The organism is Mariniflexile sp. TRM1-10 (assembly GCF_003425985.1).
Taxonomy (GTDB): Bacteria; Bacteroidota; Bacteroidia; order Flavobacteriales; family Flavobacteriaceae; genus Mariniflexile.
In genome coordinates, this window is record NZ_CP022985.1 from 3117531 (window position 1) to 3136834 (window position 19304).

Annotated in this window: 16 protein-coding genes; 9 read left to right on the forward strand and 7 right to left on the reverse strand. The window is 33.0% G+C overall.

The features are described 5' to 3' along the window. Positions 1 to 9: 9 nt before the first annotated feature. From CJ739_RS13090 to CJ739_RS13100, 3 genes are all read left to right on the forward strand, one after another. A complete protein-coding gene (locus CJ739_RS13090) occupies positions 10 to 1305 on the forward strand; it encodes an O-antigen translocase (RefSeq protein WP_117176069.1) in 1296 nt (431 codons plus the stop codon). A gap of 421 nt (positions 1306 to 1726) precedes the next feature. After that, positions 1727 to 2920: a phosphoethanolamine transferase gene (locus tag CJ739_RS13095; protein ID WP_162880214.1), complete on the forward strand. Its 1194-nt coding sequence runs from the start codon at positions 1727 to 1729 to the stop codon at positions 2918 to 2920. A gap of 5 nt (positions 2921 to 2925) precedes the next feature. Next, positions 2926 to 4008: a glycosyltransferase gene (locus CJ739_RS13100; protein WP_117176073.1), complete on the forward strand. Its 1083-nt coding sequence runs from the start codon at positions 2926 to 2928 to the stop codon at positions 4006 to 4008. Between the two features lie 13 nt (positions 4009 to 4021). Here CJ739_RS13100 and CJ739_RS13105 read toward each other — a convergent pair whose 3' ends face one another. Genes CJ739_RS13105 through CJ739_RS13120 form a run of 4 tightly spaced genes read right to left on the reverse strand, consistent with a single transcriptional unit; the run spans position 4022 to position 7276 of the window. After that, on the reverse strand, positions 4022 to 4969 hold the full coding sequence (locus CJ739_RS13105) for a glycosyltransferase family 2 protein (protein ID WP_117176076.1): 948 nt from the start codon (positions 4967 to 4969) through the stop codon (positions 4022 to 4024). Beyond that, positions 4966 to 5853, reverse strand: coding sequence for a glycosyltransferase family 2 protein (locus tag CJ739_RS13110; RefSeq protein ID WP_117176078.1), 888 nt, complete (start codon positions 5851 to 5853; stop codon positions 4966 to 4968). Before CJ739_RS13110 ends, CJ739_RS13105 begins: the two co-directional genes overlap by 4 nt. Further along, on the reverse strand, positions 5853 to 6590 hold the full coding sequence (locus CJ739_RS13115) for a class I SAM-dependent methyltransferase (RefSeq protein WP_117176080.1): 738 nt from the start codon (positions 6588 to 6590) through the stop codon (positions 5853 to 5855). Before CJ739_RS13115 ends, CJ739_RS13110 begins: the two co-directional genes overlap by 1 nt. A gap of 2 nt (positions 6591 to 6592) precedes the next feature. Beyond that, positions 6593 to 7276: a cell division ATP-binding protein FtsE gene (locus tag CJ739_RS13120; RefSeq protein WP_117176082.1), complete on the reverse strand. Its 684-nt coding sequence runs from the start codon at positions 7274 to 7276 to the stop codon at positions 6593 to 6595. A gap of 412 nt (positions 7277 to 7688) precedes the next feature. Between CJ739_RS13120 and CJ739_RS13130 the strand changes: the two genes are divergently transcribed. From CJ739_RS13130 to CJ739_RS13145, 4 genes are all read left to right on the forward strand, one after another. Next, positions 7689 to 10715, forward strand: a complete 3027-nt coding sequence (locus CJ739_RS13130; protein WP_117176086.1) for a tetratricopeptide repeat protein — start codon at positions 7689 to 7691, stop codon at positions 10713 to 10715. 246 nt (positions 10716 to 10961) lie between these two features. Further along, positions 10962 to 12689 (forward strand): porin family protein, encoded by a 1728-nt coding sequence (locus CJ739_RS13135; RefSeq protein WP_117176088.1) that lies wholly within the window; start codon positions 10962 to 10964, stop codon positions 12687 to 12689. An 85-nt stretch (positions 12690 to 12774) separates the two neighbouring features. Further along, on the forward strand, positions 12775 to 13356 hold the full coding sequence (locus tag CJ739_RS13140) for a DUF1287 domain-containing protein (RefSeq protein ID WP_117176090.1): 582 nt from the start codon (positions 12775 to 12777) through the stop codon (positions 13354 to 13356). 54 nt (positions 13357 to 13410) lie between these two features. Beyond that, positions 13411 to 13953 carry a hypothetical protein gene (locus tag CJ739_RS13145; protein WP_117176092.1) on the forward strand — a complete coding sequence of 181 codons (543 nt, stop codon included), beginning with the start codon at positions 13411 to 13413 and terminating at the stop codon, positions 13951 to 13953. 32 nt (positions 13954 to 13985) lie between these two features. Here the strand turns inward: CJ739_RS13145 and CJ739_RS13150 are convergent, their stop codons facing one another. Further along, positions 13986 to 14687 (reverse strand): class I SAM-dependent methyltransferase, encoded by a 702-nt coding sequence (locus tag CJ739_RS13150; RefSeq protein ID WP_117176094.1) that lies wholly within the window; start codon positions 14685 to 14687, stop codon positions 13986 to 13988. A 218-nt stretch (positions 14688 to 14905) separates the two neighbouring features. Between CJ739_RS13150 and CJ739_RS13155 the strand changes: the two genes are divergently transcribed. Both CJ739_RS13155 and CJ739_RS13160 read left to right on the forward strand, forming a co-directional pair. Continuing rightward, positions 14906 to 15400, forward strand: a complete 495-nt coding sequence (locus CJ739_RS13155; protein WP_117176096.1) for a YkgJ family cysteine cluster protein — start codon at positions 14906 to 14908, stop codon at positions 15398 to 15400. 243 nt (positions 15401 to 15643) lie between these two features. Beyond that, on the forward strand, positions 15644 to 16477 hold the full coding sequence (locus CJ739_RS13160) for a sterol desaturase family protein (protein WP_117178976.1): 834 nt from the start codon (positions 15644 to 15646) through the stop codon (positions 16475 to 16477). On the opposite strand, the gene CJ739_RS13165 is transcribed toward CJ739_RS13160, so the two are convergent. Continuing rightward, positions 16467 to 17546: a serine hydrolase domain-containing protein gene (locus tag CJ739_RS13165; protein ID WP_117176098.1), complete on the reverse strand. Its 1080-nt coding sequence runs from the start codon at positions 17544 to 17546 to the stop codon at positions 16467 to 16469. The two genes, CJ739_RS13160 and CJ739_RS13165, sit on opposite strands and share 11 nt — an antisense overlap. A gap of 337 nt (positions 17547 to 17883) precedes the next feature. Then, on the reverse strand, positions 17884 to 19296 hold the full coding sequence (locus tag CJ739_RS13170) for an exo-beta-N-acetylmuramidase NamZ family protein (RefSeq protein WP_205419364.1): 1413 nt from the start codon (positions 19294 to 19296) through the stop codon (positions 17884 to 17886). Positions 19297 to 19304: the final 8 nt, after the last annotated feature.

Below are 19304 nucleotides of genomic sequence, written 5' to 3' on the forward strand. Positions count from 1 at the left end.
GTCTTTTTAATGATTAAAAAAAACATAAAAAATTATAATAATAATTTTTTGCTTAAAGTGGCATCCTATAACTCTTTAAGCGTTTTTTTTAGACTTGTTTCCGGATTTATTGTATCTAAATTCATGGCTATTTTTATTGGTCCTTCTGGTATTGCTATAACAGGTAATTTGTCAAATTTCATGCAATCATTAGAGAGTTTATCCTCTTTAGGAATGAAAAATGGTGTAATAAAGTATGTGGCAGAAAATAAAGATGAACCAACTAAATTGAAACAAGTTATTTCATCAGCTTTTTTTGTTACACTTTGTATTGCATTATTTTTGTCCACCTTACTTTTTTTGTTTTCTAAATCTATTAGTTTATTTGTTTTTGATAAAATAGAGTATTCATTTTTGTTTGAGGTCTCTGCATTGATGATGCCATTTTACACTTTACAAGTTTTTTTTATTTCGATATTAAATGGATTGAAAAAAGTAAAAGAACTGGTTCAAATTAATATTGTAGGGTACATATTAACCACAATTTTAATTGTTTTTCTTTTATACCGAGAAGAACTAAAAGGTGCTTTAATAGCTATTGTGTTAACACCGTTTTTATTGTTTGCTTCACTTTTTTATAAATTTAGTTCATTTAAATTTATATTTTTAAATATAAATTTAAACTTTATTTCTAAAGTATATATTAGTAGAATTGGTTCATTTTTTTCAATGACCTTATTTTCGGGTATTATGTTCCCAATTATATATTTGTTTATTAGAAATTATTTAATAGATAATGTTGGTGTAACAGAAGCTGGTTATTGGGAAGCATCAAGGAAAATTTCAAATTACTACATGCTTTTTATATACACATTATTTGATTTATACTTATTGCCAGTATTATCTGAAGATGCAAATAAAGTGAAGTTTAGAGCCACTATTTTTAATTTTTATAAAAATGTATTACCTATTGCTTTATTGGGTTTTGTTTTAATTTATTTTCTTAGATTTTTTATAATAAAATTGGTTTTTACAGATGAATTTTTAAAAATGAACGAATTATTTGGCTGGCAATTATTAGGAGATTTTTTCAGAATTGTTTCTCTTACTATGGCGTATCAGTTTTTTGCTAAAAAAATGAGTTATCATTATGTAATATGTGAAATTTCTCTCATGATTTTTATTTGTTTTTCAAGTATTTATTTAATAAACCATTTAAGTGTACTAGGAGCCGTAAAAGCACATGCTTTTAGTTATATATTTTATACATTGCTAATGTTTTTGGTTTTTAGAAAACAACTTTTTAATACATATGAGGCTAAGTAAGTTAAATAATATTCAGTTTAGTATAGAAATCAAGTTCCTTGTAACTGTTTTGTTTTCTTTTTTTGTAGAATCTATTTTTGTTGAATTTCAATATCAACGAATATTAAATTTAATAGAAAACCTCTTGTTTGCATTCATTTTAATATATACCCTTTATTTTTTAAGTCATACCAAATTAAGGCGGTTTTATTTTATAAGTGCATATTTCTTTTTTAGTGTAATTGTATTTATAGAAACCTCCTATTATTACATTTTTAATGTAAACATTTCACCATCTTCATTATACGTTTTGTTGGAAACAAACAATACCGAAGCCAATGAGTTTTTGATGTTTTATTTAGACAAGGTTTTAATAGTTTACGGTATATTTTTATTTGTTTTTTTTATTGCAGGGGTTGTTAGATGTAACATACATTGTTGTTTGTCAAAAAAAATACGTTTTAATTTTAAAAGTTTATTAATTATCGTAGTCTTAATTTTAATTGTTTTTAGAACACCTTTTAAGCATCAAAATTTACCCTATCTAATTTTAAAATCATTATACGTGGTGTATTTTGAATCTAAAGTTTTTGATAACCCAACCTATCAAAGTGATACTGGAATATTTAATGATGTTAATCTAGTTAATAATAATAACAACAAGTTATATGTAGTAATCATAGGCGAATCTACAACTAGAAAAAACATGTCCTTATATGGTTATGGTAGAAAAACAAATCCATTGCTTTCAAAACAAAATGGTTTGAGGGTTTTTAAGAATGTTATTAGTCCACACGCAGGAACTACGGCTTCGCTAACCAAGGCACTTAGTTTGGATAATTATGAGAACTCGAGTAAGGAGAAAGGTTCTATTATACAACTTTTAAATGCAGCAAACTTTGAAACGTATTGGATTTCCAACCAACAGCCCGTTGGCTTTGCAGAAACCGATATTACTAAATTAGTCTATTCTTGTAACAACAAATTTTATTTAAATACAGAAGATACAGAAGAGTTAAATTTATATGACAATGTGATTTTTGATAAAATTGATTACGTTATCAACAATAATTCAGATAGAAATAAAGTGCTATTTATTCATTTAAAAGGGACTCATTTTTATTATGAAAACAAGTATCCGGACTCTTTTAATACATTTAAAGATAAGCCCAAAACTCAAATAGCTATAAATGAAAGTGAGTATAAATTTATTAATGAATATGATAATGCAGTAACTTATAATGATTTTATAGTAAACACAGTTATTGATAAAATTAAAAGAAAGCGTTCAGAAAGTTTTGTGTTGTACTTTTCTGATCATGGTGAAGAGGTGTATCATACAATTAAATTTGCTGGGCATAATGATGATGTTGGTACTTTGCCCATGTTTGAAATCCCCTTTATTTTATGGGAATCGAAAGATTATAAGTTAAAAAACAATATTAAAATTGAATTAAATAGGCCTTATATGACGGATGATTTGTTTCATAGTATTGCTGATTTATGTGGAATAGATAATAAATATGTAGATTTAGAAAGAAGTATTTTTAGTAAAAGTTTTAAAAATAGAAAAAGAGTTATTTTGAATAATAAGGATTATGATTCCTTATTGAAAATTGAGAATACCAAAAACTAAATATTATGAAAATTTGCATTGTTACACCATCTTTAGGTTTTGGAGGTGCAGAACGCTCTGCTGCAATGCAATCCATTATGTTGTCAGAAATGGGTTATGAAGTTCATATTGTTTTAATTTCTAATTTAAAATCTTATGATTATAAAGGAACACTTTGTAATCTTGGAATACTAAAAGATAATAGTAATACATTTTATGATAAAATAAAACGAATTAATTTTTTAAGAAAATATTTAATAAAAAACAAGTTCGATTTTATTATAGACAATAGATTGCGTAATAATAGTATCATCCATGAATTTGGAATATGTAAATATGCTTATAGAAAATTTAAGGTCATATATGTTATTCACAGTTCGTCCTATAAAAAGGAAATACTCCAAAATTTTTACTTAAAAAAATGGTTGTTAAATAGTGCTCATAAAATAGTAGCAGTTAATAATAGATTACTTGATTTAATAAGGCCATTCCATAATAACAAAAATATGGTATGTATTGAAAATGCCATTGATTTGGATTATATCAGATTACAATCAAACGAATCATTAAATATTCCATTTTCATATATTTTATTTTGTGGTAGATTGGATGAAAAAAGTAAAAATATTAGCTTGTTAATTAATGCATACGCCTTATCGGAAATTTATATTAAAGGAATTAAATTAATTATTCTTGGCGATGGACCTGATAAAAGTGATTATGAACAATTAGTAACTCGTTTAAAGATGAATGATTATATTATATTTAAGCCATTCAATTCCAACCCATTTGTATACATGAAACACAGCTTGTGTACAGTGTTAACTAGCTTTTATGAAGGATTTGGATTGGTTCTAATTGAATCTTTAGCATCAGGAACTCCAGTTATTTCTGTAGATTGTGAAACAGGTCCGTCAGAGATTGTTGAACATAATGTAAATGGATTACTTATAGATCCTGATAGTGTAAATTTGCTTTCAGAAGCATTTAAAAGTGTTATTGGTGATAAGGATATGTTAAATAGATTTAGAAAAAATGCTTTGAATAGTGTACAGAAATTTAGAAAAAATGTTATAGCTGAAAAATGGAGAGTTGTTTTAGAAAATTAACTTACATAGTTTATTATTTATAACTACTTAAATTACACCCTAAATTTCTAAGTAAGAGTTTCACTTTTATAAAGATTCTTAATAACTGATTATTCATTTTTAAAAGCAGTTGTTGTTTCCAATTCAAATTGTTAAAATCAATCTTGCTAATTAATTCTCTTGCTTTCAGGTTATTATTGACCAGTTTATATTGCTTAGCAATGGAATACCTATTAAAATCTAAATACTTTTTTAATGAAGGCTTTGAGTGTGCTGTGGCTTCATAAGCATCGAGATTGATAAACTGCCGCATATTAGTATTGGTATTTGAAACCCTATTATCAGAATGCAAATTATGAATAGCCGTCACAGTATTACAAAAACCCACATCATATTTTAAACCCACTCGTATCCACAAGTCCGTATCTTCACCCGCACCAAGCGTAATCTTTGTATCAAAATTTCCAATTGTATCAAAAACTTTTTTAGGAATCATAACTGCAGATGTCCAAGCGATGCTATTTATTTGGCTCGACTCAAAATAATCGGCCACAATGCCCATCCAATTGGGTGTTGTTGGAATATTTTTATAAATGGAGTTTATTTTGACTGTATTAAATTGTTTCACATAAGCCGTGGCATATAACCCACAATTAGGCAATATTTTATACAAAGTTTTTAAAGTTTCTAAATGGTTTGGATACCAATAATCATCAGCATCTAAAAAGGCAACTAATTCTGCTTTTGCTTTTTCAATTCCCAAGTTTCTTGCAGCAGAAACGCCCTTATTTTCTTGAGAATAAATTTGAATACGTTTATCATTGATTGATCTTACAATTGCTTCACTATTATCAGTTGAACCATCATTAACCACAACAATTTCAAAATCAACAAAGCTTTGCGCCAGCACACTTTCAATGGTAGATTGAATGTGCTTTTCTTTGTTATATAATGAGATTACTACTGAAAAATATGGCGTCATATATGGTGGTCTATATAACAAATGTAGCTCAATTTGTATAACTGTAACAATGTGATGGATGGATTTTTACCCGTTAGCTGCTTTTCAAATGAAGTTTGAAACCATTTGAAAAATAATCCAAAAACAATGTGTAACTTATTCTTTTTGAAGGTTTTGAACAGTTCAAGCAAATCATTTTCGCAACTAGTAATTTTTGATGTTATATACAAATGATGCAAGGTTTCAACGGCTTGTTTTATTTTTTTTAAATAGGTGCTGTTGTCTTCAATACCTAAGTGAAATACTTCGTTGTCAATGTGAAAAACCTTGGTGTTTCTAGCTTTTAATAACGCACCAAAATAATTATCGTAGCCATAATCTTTACTTTCAATCTGTGAATTGATACTTAAAAATACAGTTTTTTTAATTAAAAAATTTGCTGAAATGACAATTTTATAAGGTGTTTTGTTTCTTATTAATGATGATACTTGCTCTTTGGTTTTTCCGTATTTCCAGCGTAATGTGTGATTACTTTTTGGTGGTTCTTCATGATATGCAAAGCCACCATAAATAGCGTCAACATTCGTTTTTAAAGTATTTAAATAGTTTTGAATAAACTGCTCACTTTTAGGCAGCACATCTGCATCTAAAAATAATAACCAGTCGTATTTGGCAGTGTTTGCCAATTGTTGTCTAGCTGCAATTCGACCTAAATTGGTTTGTGATATTTCGTAAGTGGTATTTGATAGATGTGATATAATTTTATTTTCAGAAGTATAAAACTCTGAGGCATCATCATATGCTAATATTTCAAATTCAATACTGTTTTCAACACATTGATTATGTATTTCTTTAACTAAAGGAACAATATCATAATTAAAGGTTGGTATTAATATTGAGAGCATTATTTTGTAGCAATTAAAACTGTTTCGGGTGATTTAAAACCAAAGTAAAGATTATTATCTAAATTATTGAATGATTTTACAGAAACATTAAAACCCGCATTTTCTAATCGGTTTGTTAATCCTTCAACAGAATAAACCCTAACATGATCGTCTTGTCCAAAATGCTTTAACCTATCTTCTGGTAAAACAATCGAAAAATCTTCATAGATAGCGCCTTCTTTAAATGGGGTTTGGATGTAAATTTTCCCGTTAGGCTTCAATACTCTATAAAGTTCGTCCATTGCTTTATGGTCATCAATAATATGTTCCAATATATGATAACAAATGATGGTGTCAAATTTTTCCGATTCCTGATTAATATTGGTGATATCAAATTTATAATCTGCTAAAAACTCATTTTCAAAATCACTACTGTAATAATCAATAGATTTTATCTTTTTTAGGTTTCTGTAAAGGCTTCTTGAAGGCGAAAAGTGAAGGAGTTTCCCTTGAATGTCTCCTTCTTTATTAAGTAGGTCCCAAAGTCTTCTATTGCGTGCTAAACTTCCGCAAAACGGACATATTAAGTCGTTGGTTCCTAGAGGTATAAATGCTTTAAGTTTTTTGTTGCATACGTTACATTCGTGTTTGTTTCCTAAATATAAAATACCATAAAACTTGCGGAGAAGTAATTCGTTTTTAAATAAAATTTTTTTAGGTATTAGTGATTTTATATTCTTTTTAAGAAACCTGTACATAATCACCCCTTTCTCTGCTCCACTTCAAAAACCTGACTATCTTCACACTTCAGCGTTTTACTAGGATATTTTAAAAGCAAAGCATAATCATGGGTAGCCATTAAAATGGTATTGCCATTTTTATTGATTTCCTGTAAAACCTCCATAACTTCTATACTGGTTTGAGGGTCTAAGTTTCCAGTAGGCTCATCGGCAAGGATAAGCTCGGGGTTATTAAGCAAGGCTCTGGCGATAGCTACACGCTGTTGCTCGCCACCTGAAAGCTCGTGCGGATATTTAAAGCCTTTGGTTTTCATGTCTACTTTACTTAAAACTTCTTCTACGCGTTTATTCATTTCGTTTTTGTCCTTCCAACCGGTCGCCCTTAAAACAAATAGTAAGTTTTCGTTTATTGTGCTGTCCGATAGTAGTTTGAAATCTTGAAAAACAACGCCCAATTTACGTCTTAAGTAAGGAATATCGTTTTCTTTCAGTGTTTTTAAATCAAAATCCACAATATGTCCTTCGCCTTCGGTTAAAGGTAAATCACCGTAAAGTGTTTTCATAAAACTACTTTTTCCGGTACCCGTTTTTCCAATTAAATATACGAATTCACCTTTATTAATTTCAACATTCACCTTAGAAAGTACCAAGCTATCACCTTGATATATAGATACATTTTTTAATTGTAAAATAGGATTTGACATATGTAAAGTATATTTTGTGATGTAAAAGTATTATATAAAAATTGAAAGTTGAAAGTTAAAAGTAAAAAGTTTCAAAGTTTCAAAGTTGCAGAGTTGCAAAGATTCAAAGTTTCAGGGATTCAAAGCTGCAGAGATTCAAAGTTTCAAAGTTTCAGAGATTTAAAGCTGCAAAGCGTTTTTTTTCTGATTGCTGCAATTGTAACTGCGACTGTGACTGCAACTGCGACTGTGACTGAACACTGCAAACTGAACACTGCAAACTGAAAACTGCGACTGCAACTGCAAACTGAGACTGAACACTGCAAACTGTTTTTTCAACTTTTAATAAGTCGGTTTATAATTATAGCACAATTGTTGCGTTATAAGATTTGTATTAAATTATCTTTGGGTTTAAATTAAAAAAGAATCGTTAATGACTATAAAAAACAGTGTTTCCCTTTTGGTTGCCATAAGTTTTAGTTTTCAAATATGGGCGCAACAATCTGCCACTTATACTAGCAATTTAGTAGAGTATCAAAAAGCTTTGTCGCTTTATAATAACCAACAATATCTTGCAGCACAATCCTTGTTTGGAAGTGTGAAAAAGGACACTAAAGAAGCGGTTTTATTGTCCGATTGTGCCTATTATATTGCCAACTGTGCCGTACGTTTAAATCAGCAAAATGCAGACCAATTGGTAGAGGATTTTGTAAAGGACTACCCAACAAGCACCAAGCGGAATACCGCCTATGTTGATGTGGCCGATTATTATTTTACCAACGGAAAATATGCCTATGCCAGAAAGTGGTACGATAAAGTTGATGAAAACGCACTGGGAAGAAATGAAAAAGAAAAGTTTTATTTCAACAATGGCTATTCAGCGTTTTCAAGTAAACAATATAAAGAAGCGAAGCAGTATTTAACACGCGTTGAAAACTCTAAAGAATACGGGTCACAAGCTAAATATTATATTGGTTTTATGGCTTATGAAGGTGATGATTACGAGAATGCCAATAAGTATTTTGAACAAGTAAGCGACCAAGAACAGTACAAAGAGAAGTTGTCATATTATCAAGCAGATCTAAATTTTAAATTAGGGAATTTTGAAAAAGCCATTCAACTGGCAAAAGATAAATTGAAGAGCAGTGATAAAAATGAGGTATCGGAACTATCAAAAATTATTGGAGAAAGCTATTTTAACTTAAAACAATATGCCGAAGCCATTCCTTATTTGGAAGCTTACAAAGGCAAAAACGGAAAATGGAGTAACACCGATTTTTATCAATTAGGATATGCCCATTATAAACAAGGCGATTACGAAAAAGCCATTTCAGAATTCAATAAAATAATAGGAGGCACCAATGCCATTGCCCAAAACGCCTATTACCATTTAGGTGAAAGTTATATCAAATTAAACAAAAAGCAGGAAGCTTTAAATGCATTTAAAAATGCTTCCGAAATGGATTTCGATTTAAAGATCCAGGAAGACGCTTGGTTAAACTATGCGAAAATCAGTTACGACATAGGGAACCCATATCAATCGGCACCACAAGTTTTAGCGGGGTATTTAGACAAATATCCTAAAACAACTTACAAAGAAGAAATTGAAACCTTGTTGATTGATTCGTATATCACCTCTAAAAACTACAAAGAAGCCCTTAGATTATTAGAAGGCAAAAAGAGCTTCGAGAATAAAGTAGCCTATCAAAAAGTAGCGTTTTACAGAGGTTTGGAATTGTATAATGAAGGCAATTATTTAGAAGCCAAAAATCTTTTTGAAGCATCTTTAAAAGAACCACGCGATGCTAGTTTTACAGCAAGAGCAACTTTTTGGAAAGCAGAAACCGATTATAATTTAACCAACTATGATGCGGCTTTAATCAGTTTTAAACAGTTTCAGCAACAATCGGCTGCGACAGTTACACCAGAATATAAAAACATAGATTATAATTTAGCTTACACCTATTTTAAGCTGAAAAACTACTCACAAACCGCCCAGTATTTCAACCAATTTATTGCATCAAACAAAGGAACAGGGAATGTCAGATTGAATGATGCTTATCTGCGTTTAGGCGATGCCTATTTTGTGTCAAGCGACTATAAAAATGCTATCAATGCTTATGAAAGTGCTATTAAATTAGGCACTAGCGATGCCGATTATGCCTTTTTCCAAAAAGCCATAAGTTCAGGTTATGTGGGGCAAGAGTCTAAAAAAATAAAAGAATTAGAGCAGTTTATTACAGAATATCCAAAATCTAAACTTCGCGATGATGCCATGTACGAACTTGGTAATACCTACGTAAAAGCTGGTGATACCGATAAGGCGATGCAGGTTTACAATCGTCTGAATTCAGAATACAAAATGAGTTCGTTTGTGCCAAAAGCCTTATTGCGTCAAGGTTTGGTGTATTATAACGGTAGTAATAATGAGCAAGCACTAAGTAAATTCAAGCAAGTAGCAAGTGATTACCCAGAAACACCGGAAGCGGTACAAGCGGTAGCAACGGCACGATTAATTTATATTGATTTGGGCCGTGTTAATGAATACGCCAGTTGGGTAAAAACCTTAAAATATGTGGAGGTAACCGATGCCGATTTAGACAATGCTACTTACGAAGCTGCCGAAAAGCAGTATTTAGAAAACAACACCGATAGAGCCATTACGCAATTCAACGGTTATATAAACCAATTTCCTAACGGTTTACATGCATTACAGGCGCATTTTTACATAGCTCAAATGTATTATAAAAAGGGATTGAAGGACAATGCAGCACCTCATTATAAATATGTGGTTGATACGTCAAGAAGTGAATTTTCAGAAGAAGCATTGTCTCGATTATCGCAATTTTATTTGGAAACCAAAAGCTGGAACAAAGCCATGCCGTTATTGGAGCGTTTGGAAGATGAAGCCAACTTTCCGCAGAATGTGGTATTTGCACAATCAAACTTAATGAAAGCAAATTATCAATTGGAAAATTACGACACAGCAGTAGCTTATGCTGAAAAAGTGTTGGCTAATTCAACTATTGATAACAAAATTAAAGCCGATGCTAATGTTATTATAGCACGTTCAGCCATAAAAACAGGCAATGAAACCAAAGCAAAAGAAGCTTATGCAAAAGTAGAAACGGTTGCAACGGGCGAAACGGCAGCCGAAGCGTTGTACTATAATGCATACTTTAAAAACAAAGAAGCCAATTATGAAGCTTCAAATACAGCGGTTCAAAAATTAGCAAAAGATTTTTCAGGTTATAAATATTATAGTGCCAAAGGATTAGTGCTTATGGCAAAGAATTTTTATGCTCTAAAAGATGCCTTTCAAGCCACTTATATTTTAGAAAGTGTGATTCAAAATTTCACGGAGTTTAATGATGTGGTTACAGAAGCAAAAGCAGAATTAAGTAAAATTAAAGCACAAGAAGCAAAGACTAATTCGTCCATTCAAACGGGAGGTAATTAGTTTTTTGGGTGTTGGGTGTTGGTTGATGGTTGTTGGTGAGTCGTGAAACGGGACCATAAATCGTCAATCGTGAAACGGGAATCAAAAATCGTGAATCGTCAATCAAAAATCGTTAAATGTTAATCGTGAAACGTGAAATGTGAATCGTGAATCGTCAATCATCAATCGTCAATCATCAATCGTCAATCATCAATCGTCAATCATAAATCGTAAATCAAAAATCGTCAATCGTAAATAAAAAAAAGTATGCGTAAGCACATAAAAAATATCATATTAGTCGTTTTTACACTTAGTGTAACTCTTGTGTTTTCACAAAAGAAAACCACCGATACTATTAATACTGGAGTTATTGATGTTGTAAAACCATATACACCAACCATATCGGATGCTTTTAAGGTAAAGGAAGTACCTTCGTTGAATGACGAAACTACCCAAACTAAAAAGGAAATTAAATACAATATATTTTCATTTCCGGTAGCATCTACGTTTACACCAGCTAAAGGTAAAGCTGCGACTGTAGATAAAGCAAAACCTATCAAGTTATATGATAACTATGCGACATTGGGCGTTGGTACCTACACCACCATTTTAGGTGAAGTGTATTTAAACCATGCCATCAGTCGTACCGAAAGCGTGGGTGGTTATGTAAGCCATCATTCCTCTGGAGGAGGTATCGAAGGGCTGTCTTATGATGATGATTTTTTAAATTCAAAAGCAAACGTGAACTACGCATCACGCTTACGGGATTTGGCGTGGAATGTTGAAGGTGGGGTAGGATACCAAAGATATAATTGGTATGGCGTTCCGGAGTCGCAACTGGCTGTATCGCAATCCAATAATATTGAAGTTGACCATTCTTTTTTTAATGCCCATTTGGGTGGCGATGTGTCTTTTGAAGATACCTATATTAATTCCGCAAGTTTCCTGTTCAGGCGTTTTGGCGATAACCAAGGTTCAGCAGAAAACAGGTTTACATTTAAAACAAAAGTAGATGTGCCTATCAACGATTTTGAAATTGCAACCGATGTGGTGATTGATTATTTAGGCGGAAGTTTTGATAGAGGTTATAATACCGTTGATGAACTGAATTACGGAAATATTCAAGTAGGTGTTTCGTCAACATACGAATTAAAACAAGACGATTTAACCTTGAATTTAGGAGCATCGTTGTTTTACATGAGAGATAATGAAGCGAATGATAGTAAAATTTATTTATACCCCAATGTAACGGGAACGTATAGATTGGTAAACGATGTACTGATTGCTTACGGTGGTATTCAAGGTGATTTAATTCAAAACTCGTATTATGGTTTTGCAACCGAAAATCCGTTTGTATCACCAACGTTGTTTATCACCCCGACCGACCAACTGTATAACGCGTATGTTGGTTTAAAAGGAAAAGTAACCAGCAATGTTAGTTATAACATTAGCGGACATTATGTAGCCGATAGAAGTAAGGCTTTGTTTAGAAATAACGAAATCACTTTAACCACTCAAGATTATTCGTATGGCAACTCGTTCGGTATTGTTTACGATAATGTGAAAACTTTAGGAGTTGCAGGAGAAATAAATGTAGATGTGAACAGAAACTTTAAATTGGCTTTAAAAGCAGAAACATTCAGCTATACAACCGATGATGAAGCCGAAGCATGGAACTTACCGGATTTTAAAGGCTCTTTGTTTTTAGATTATCAAATAAGCGAAAAATGGTTTGCTGGGGCTAATTTGTTTTATGTGGGCGAGCGTAAGGACCAATTCTTTTTAAATGATGGGTCGACGGCTACCACACCATTTACCGTAACTTTAGATAGTTATTTCGATGCCAATGCCCATGTAGGGTATCATGTAAACGACCAACTTTCCATATTTGTAAAAGCGAATAATATGGCGAATGAAGGGTATCATAAATGGCAAAACTTTCCGGTGCAAAGTGCTCAGTTTTTAGCGGGTGCTACTTATAAATTTGACTTTTAATCCTCACGAAGGTGGGGGATCTTATAGTTGTAAAGTGATCAAACTTTTTAGACAGCCCCCCTTTTCAATCGAAATTCATATTTAAATGAGAAGACTATTCTTAATTATTGTATTTTTTTGTTTTAATTTTTGTGTTTCGCAGAAAGCCATTCAAAAATTAAATCTTTCACAAGCTGCTTTGGAATTAACCAAGCAAAAAGTGACTTACGATCCCAGTTATTTCTCAATACCTTATCCCAATGGTGATGTTCCTGCAAATAAAGGGGTTTGTACAGATGTCATAATAAGGGCCTATAGAAAAATGGGTGTGGATTTGCAGAAGGAAGTACATGAAGATATGAAAGCCCATTTTAAATGGTATCCAAAAACATGGGGGTTAAAAACGCCTGACAAGAATATTGACCATAGACGGGTTCCAAATTTAATGACTTATTTTGAACGTCAAGGAGCTGATAAGCCAATAACCAATAATGCTAAAGACTATATTCCAGGAGATGTCGTTTGTTGGAATTTAAGTGGCGCCATAACGCATATTGGAATCGTCGTTAATAAGAAATCAAACGATGGAAAGCGCTATTTGATTGTTCATAATATTGGTGCAGGACAAGTTTTAGAAGATTGTTTGTTTGATTTTAAAATTATTGGTCATTATAGGTTCAAAAATTAATTTTTTGTCATTCCTGCGAAAGCAGGAATCTTTTTAATTGAAATTCTTGTTTAAATGAAAAGGCTAGTCTTAATTATTTCATTTTTTTACCTCAATTTTATTGGAGCTCAAAATGATTCCATATTTATAAGGAAAAATATTGAGCCATATGCTGATAAGCCAGTTTACAAAACAGATACTATTATTTTTAAGAACCCTAATTTTAGAAACATTTTAATTGGAAATACAATTCTGCCTCAAACAAGTAATCAGCAAGGAGCTAAATCCTATGGACTTTTTTTTGAAGAATTTAATGTGAAAGATTGTTTAGATAATGAATCGGAACCAAAACCAAATAAAATTATTCAAATAACTAAAAAGAAGAATGAATGGGTAATAAAAGCTTTAGTCTATACTAATTGTTGTCAAGATTTTTTAGCTGATGTTTCAGTTTATAATGATAATACAATAAATATTATGTTTACTAATTATGGAATGTATTGTTTTTGTAGTTGCCCTTTTGAAATTACATATAAATTTAGAGTAGAACCTTTTGATGGTTTAAGTAAAATAAAATTCGTTTCAATCAATGGAGAAGCTACAACAAAACTGGAGTAAGCAATTTAGTTTCTCAATTATGAGATTCCTACCTACGCAGGAATTAAGCGAGCCAAATAATCAAAATGATCACCTTCTAAAACCAATTCACATGTCAACCCAACAGTTTCACAGGCCAATTGCAGTTTTTCAAAATCTAAATACAGCCATTTCATAGGGGCTTCTTGTTTGCCTTTATAACTTAAATAATAATCGAGCTCACCGTAGTAATTGGCATTCATATCCATCCAAAAACCACCATCTTCGTCTTCGTACATGTATTTAATGTCAGATGAATCAATTAAAATCTGTCCGTTTGGATTTAATAAGCTTTTTAAATGCGTTAAGTATTTTGATACGTTTACCAATTCCTGAAAAATCCCTGTGCCATTCATTAAAAGTAATATGGTATCAAACCTTTCAGATTCATCTAAAATATTTTTTACTTCAGCATGTAAAACCCCACGTTGTTTAGCAACTTCTATAGCGCCTTTTGATATGTCAATCGCCTTTACCTGAAATCCTTTTTCCTGCAAATACAAACTATGGCTTCCCGCACCACATCCCACATCCAAAACACGGCCTTTTGCTAATTTCAATGCTTTTTGTTCCTGTTTGGGCATCTCCTTAAATTCCCTAAACAAATAGGGGAGCGGTAGGTCATCTTCCTCCGATATGTTGGTAGACGTGATGATGTCTTCGGTATAATGTCCGTTTTGGTAATCTAGCAAGGCTTTTCCGAAAAGGTCTTTCATAGAAAATTTTTATTTTTCATTTCCGTGAAGACGGAAATCTATGTGTATAAATATTGATTCGTGAATCGTGAAATGTGAAACGTAACTAAAAATCATAAATCGTAAATCGTCAATCGTAAATCGTCAATCGTCAATCGTCAATCAAAAATCGTTAATCAAAAATCGTAAATATTCTAAAGTTTTGTTCTATTTTTAACTTCGAACTAAAAACCTGAAACTTGGAACAAATAATAAGCAATCTTCCAAAGCTCGCCAAAGATAAGCATAACGAGAATAAAAAATTCTTTGCCAAGCTAAAAAGCAAGCCGCCTAAAAATTTAGACTATGTGATGCAGGACTTACATGAGGCTGAGTTTAAACGCACCGATTGTTTAGACTGTGCCAATTGCTGTAAAACGACAGGCCCGTTGTTTACCGACAAGGATATTGAGCGTATTGCCAAGCATTTTAAAATGAAAACACAGCAGTTTATCAATCAGTATTTACGTATTGATGAAGATAACGATTACGTGCTGCAAAGTGTGCCCTGTACTTTTTTAGGAGCTGATAATTATTGTGCTATTTACGAAGTACGCCCCAAAGCATGCCGCGAGTTTCCACATACCGATAGAAAAAAGTTTCAGCAAATTTCTAACTTAACGTTGAAGAATGTTGCCATTTGCCCTGCTGCTTTTAATATTGTTGAAGAAATGAAGAAACGGATTAGGGGTTAGTTTTCAGTGTTCAGTCGCAGTATTCAGTGTTCAGTCGCAGTCGCAGTATTCAGTCGCAGTATTCAGTATTCAGTATTCAGTTGCAGTGGAATTTAATCTAAACACAGATGCTGGAATAACATGTTTCTTTTTTGAGTCTTTGCAACTCTGCCACTTTGAATCTTTGCCACTTTGCAACTTTACAACTTTACAGCTTTACAACTTCACACCTTTTTCACTATATTTAGAATAAAAAGCAACCCATTGGAAACTCTTTTAAACTATTTTGAAACGATTCCATCATCACACCGAAGCTTGATTTTAGTGGGAGGATTGACTTTTTTTTGGCTTTTGGAAGGTGCTGTTCCATTATTCAGATTCAATTATAAAAAATGGCAACATGCGGTTCCTAATATATTTTTCACCTTAACAACCATTATTGTCAATTTTTCACTAGCTTTTTTATTGTTGAAATCGGCAGATTGGGTCATGGCAAACAACTTCGGGGTTTTAAATTGGCTGCCCGAAATGCCCCTTTGGTTGTATATTGTTTTAGGCGTGTTTTTAATGGATTTTTTCGGGGCTTACTTGCCTCATTTTGTAGAACATAAAGTCAAACCTCTTTGGATGGTGCATTTAGTGCATCATTCCGATCATAAAGTAGATGCCACCACGGCAAACAGACATCATCCTTTAGAAAGCGTTATTCGGTTTACATTCACGCTGATGGGTGTTGTAATTATTGGTGCGCCTATGGGGATTGTACTGTTGTATCAGTCCATGTCTGTGGTAGCTACACAATTTACGCATGCCAATATAAAATTACCTAGAAAAGTGGATCGTATTTTAAGTTACGTGCTGGTGTCGCCCGATATGCATAAAGTGCACCATCATTATAGGTTGCCTTACACCGATTCCAATTATGGCAATATCTTTTCAGTTTGGGATAGGCTTTTGGGAACGTATATGGAATTAGACAGAGACCAATTAATTTACGGGGTCGATGTGTTTCCAGATGAAAAAGAAAACAGCACAATTAAAGGTTTATTGAAGCAACCATTTCAAAAGTACAGAAAACCTACGGTTACTAATCAATAAAAATAGCTTCAAGCTCCTCTCCAAAATCTTTCATGGAAACCCCTGTTAAATTGGTTAAAACGGCAATAACCAGTTCCTCTTTAGGATACACCAACAAAATAGAGGAAGCGCCAACACCACCACCTGTATGGTAATATTTTGGCGTCCCATTTTTTGAATGTCCTATCGAAAAACCAATGCCGTAACCTGTTATTTTTCCCGTTTTTAAACGTTGTGAAGTAATGATTTCTGAAAGTGCTTCTTTAGATACCAGTTGGGGTGAGATTATTTCGTTTCCAAACTTTATAACGTCTTCTGAAGTTGACAAAAAGCCACCGCCAGCCACTTTATATTCGTTGGCAACAGCTTTGGCAAACACGGGTTTCTTGAATGTGGTTGCGCTATAAAATTGCGTTTTATTTGGAACCATGGCATCAGAGATATCCATCATGGTATGGTTCATTTGCAAAGATTTAAAGATGGAATCGTTAACGAAGACATCAAAAGGTTTGTTGCTGACTTTTTGAATAACCTCGCTTAGTAGCACAAAACCATGGGAACTGTAATTAAATTGCGTACCAGGTTCAAATAAAAGTGGGTCGTTCTTAAACAAATCCAAGCCTTCGGTAATACTCATTTTTTTGTTTAAAGCATATTCGGTGTCGTCTCTGTAATGGCGAATGCCGGCTAAATTACCTCCCAGTTGCCTCACCGTGAAATCGTAGGGTTGTTTTGGGTAATCGGGTATGTAGTTATAAATGCTGGAATCTAAGTCAATAAGTTTGTTGTCAACTAATTTCGCCAAAGCAAGTGCCGTTATGGATTTAGAGATACTGGCTATTCTAAAAATGGTAGTGTCTGGTTTTACAGGGGTTTTAGGGTTTTTGTTTGAATATCCAAAGCCTTTGGACCAGATAAGTTCACCATGCTGGGATACCGAAATAGACATGCCAGCTATTCTGTTTTTCCGCAGAAATTTTTTAGCCAGCTTTTTGGCTGTCTTGGTTTTAACCTCACTTGGTTTTTCGATGGTTTGACTAAACCCTATAGCGCTTAAAAGGAGCATTAAGGAAGCAATAATTCTTTTCATTTTGTAAATCGTGAAAGGTGAAATGGTGAATCGTGAAAGGTGAAAACGTGAATCGTGAAAACGTGAAACATAAATCAAAATTCGTTAATCATAATTCATAATTCATAATCCATAATTCGTAATTCGTAATTCGTCACTCGTAAATCGTGAAATGTGAAACATCAATCAAAAATTCGTTAATCAAAATTCATAATCCATAATTCGTAATTCGTAATTCGTCAATCGTCAATCGTCAATCGTCAATCGTCAATCGTCAATCGTTAATCGTGAAACATAATTCAAAATTCATAATCCATAATCCGTAAATCGTAATTCGTAATTCGTCAATCGTAAATCATCACTCATAAATCAAGTATTTATCCCTAACTTTCCTAAACCCATCCAATCCCTGTTGCCACGATGCTTTTATGTCGGTTTCCGTTAAGCCATCTTCAATTTGCTGTTGCAATTTTTTTGTTCCTGCCAATTTCGTAAAAAACGAATTAAAGAATTCAGATTTATTTTGAGTAGCTCGATAGGCATTTATTAGGTAACTTAAATCCAATCCGTTTAATTTTTTAGTATGGGATAAATTCATTCCGTAACAAACTTTATTTTGATATGGAGGCTGTTTAGCACCTTCGTTGGGTTGTGGGGTAAAGGAGTAAGTATATTTGGTTTTATCTAAAAACGGACTCCCAAACACTTGAAACTGTTTATCTGTTCCACGTCCCACACTCACATTCGTGCCTTCAAAAAAGCACAAACTCGGGTATAGGTTAATAGCTGTGTCGTTTGGCAAATTCGGACTCGGTTTTATGGGTAAACTATAAGCTGTTTGGTGGGTGTAATTTTTAATAGGAATCACTTTCAATTCACATGAAACACCATTTTTTAGCCATTTTTCACCGTTTATCATAGTAGCATATTCACCAATAGTCATGCCATGAACCACGGGAATGGGGTGCATGCCCACAAAACTTTTATGCTCCATTTCCAAAATTGGCCCATCAACGTAATGGCCGTTGGGGTTGGGGCGGTCTAAAATCAGTAGAGGTATATGGGCTTCGGCACAAGCTTCCATGACATAATGCAATGAGGAAATATAGGTGTAAAACCGTGCGCCGACATCTTGAATATCAAAAACCATCACATCAATATGTTTAAGTTGTTCTGGTTTCGGCTTTTTATTATCACCATAAAGCGACACAATAGGAACACCCGTTTTGGTATCCACACCATCCTTAATATGTTCGCCAGCATCGGCAGTCCCCCTAAAACCATGCTCCGGGGCAAAAACGGTTTTTATGTTTATGTTTCGTGATAGTAAGGAATCTACTAGGTGGGTGTGGCTGGGTGTTGGGTGTTGGGTGTTGGGTTCTGGGTTCTGGGTACTGTGTACTGGGTACTGTGTACTGGGTTTTAGGTCTTGGGTCTTGGGTCTTGTCTCTTGGTTCTTGTCTCTTGTCTCTTGTCTCTCGTCTCTCGTCTCATGTCTCTCTTTAAAGATAACTGACGTCTGATTAGCCACAATACCAACACGTTTGCCTTTTAGCAATGGTAAATAAGCATCTGTTTGGTTTGCACCGACTATGGTTGTTGGTTGTTGGTTGTTGGTTGTTGGGTCTTGTCTCTTGTCTCTTGTCTCTTGTCTCTTGTCTCTTGACTCTTCCGTCTTTAAACTCTCAATTTTCTCCTTCGAAAAGTTTCCGCAAGAAATCATTCCTAAAACAAATAATAAAACTGTATTTTTGACAACATTAAACCGCATAGTATATT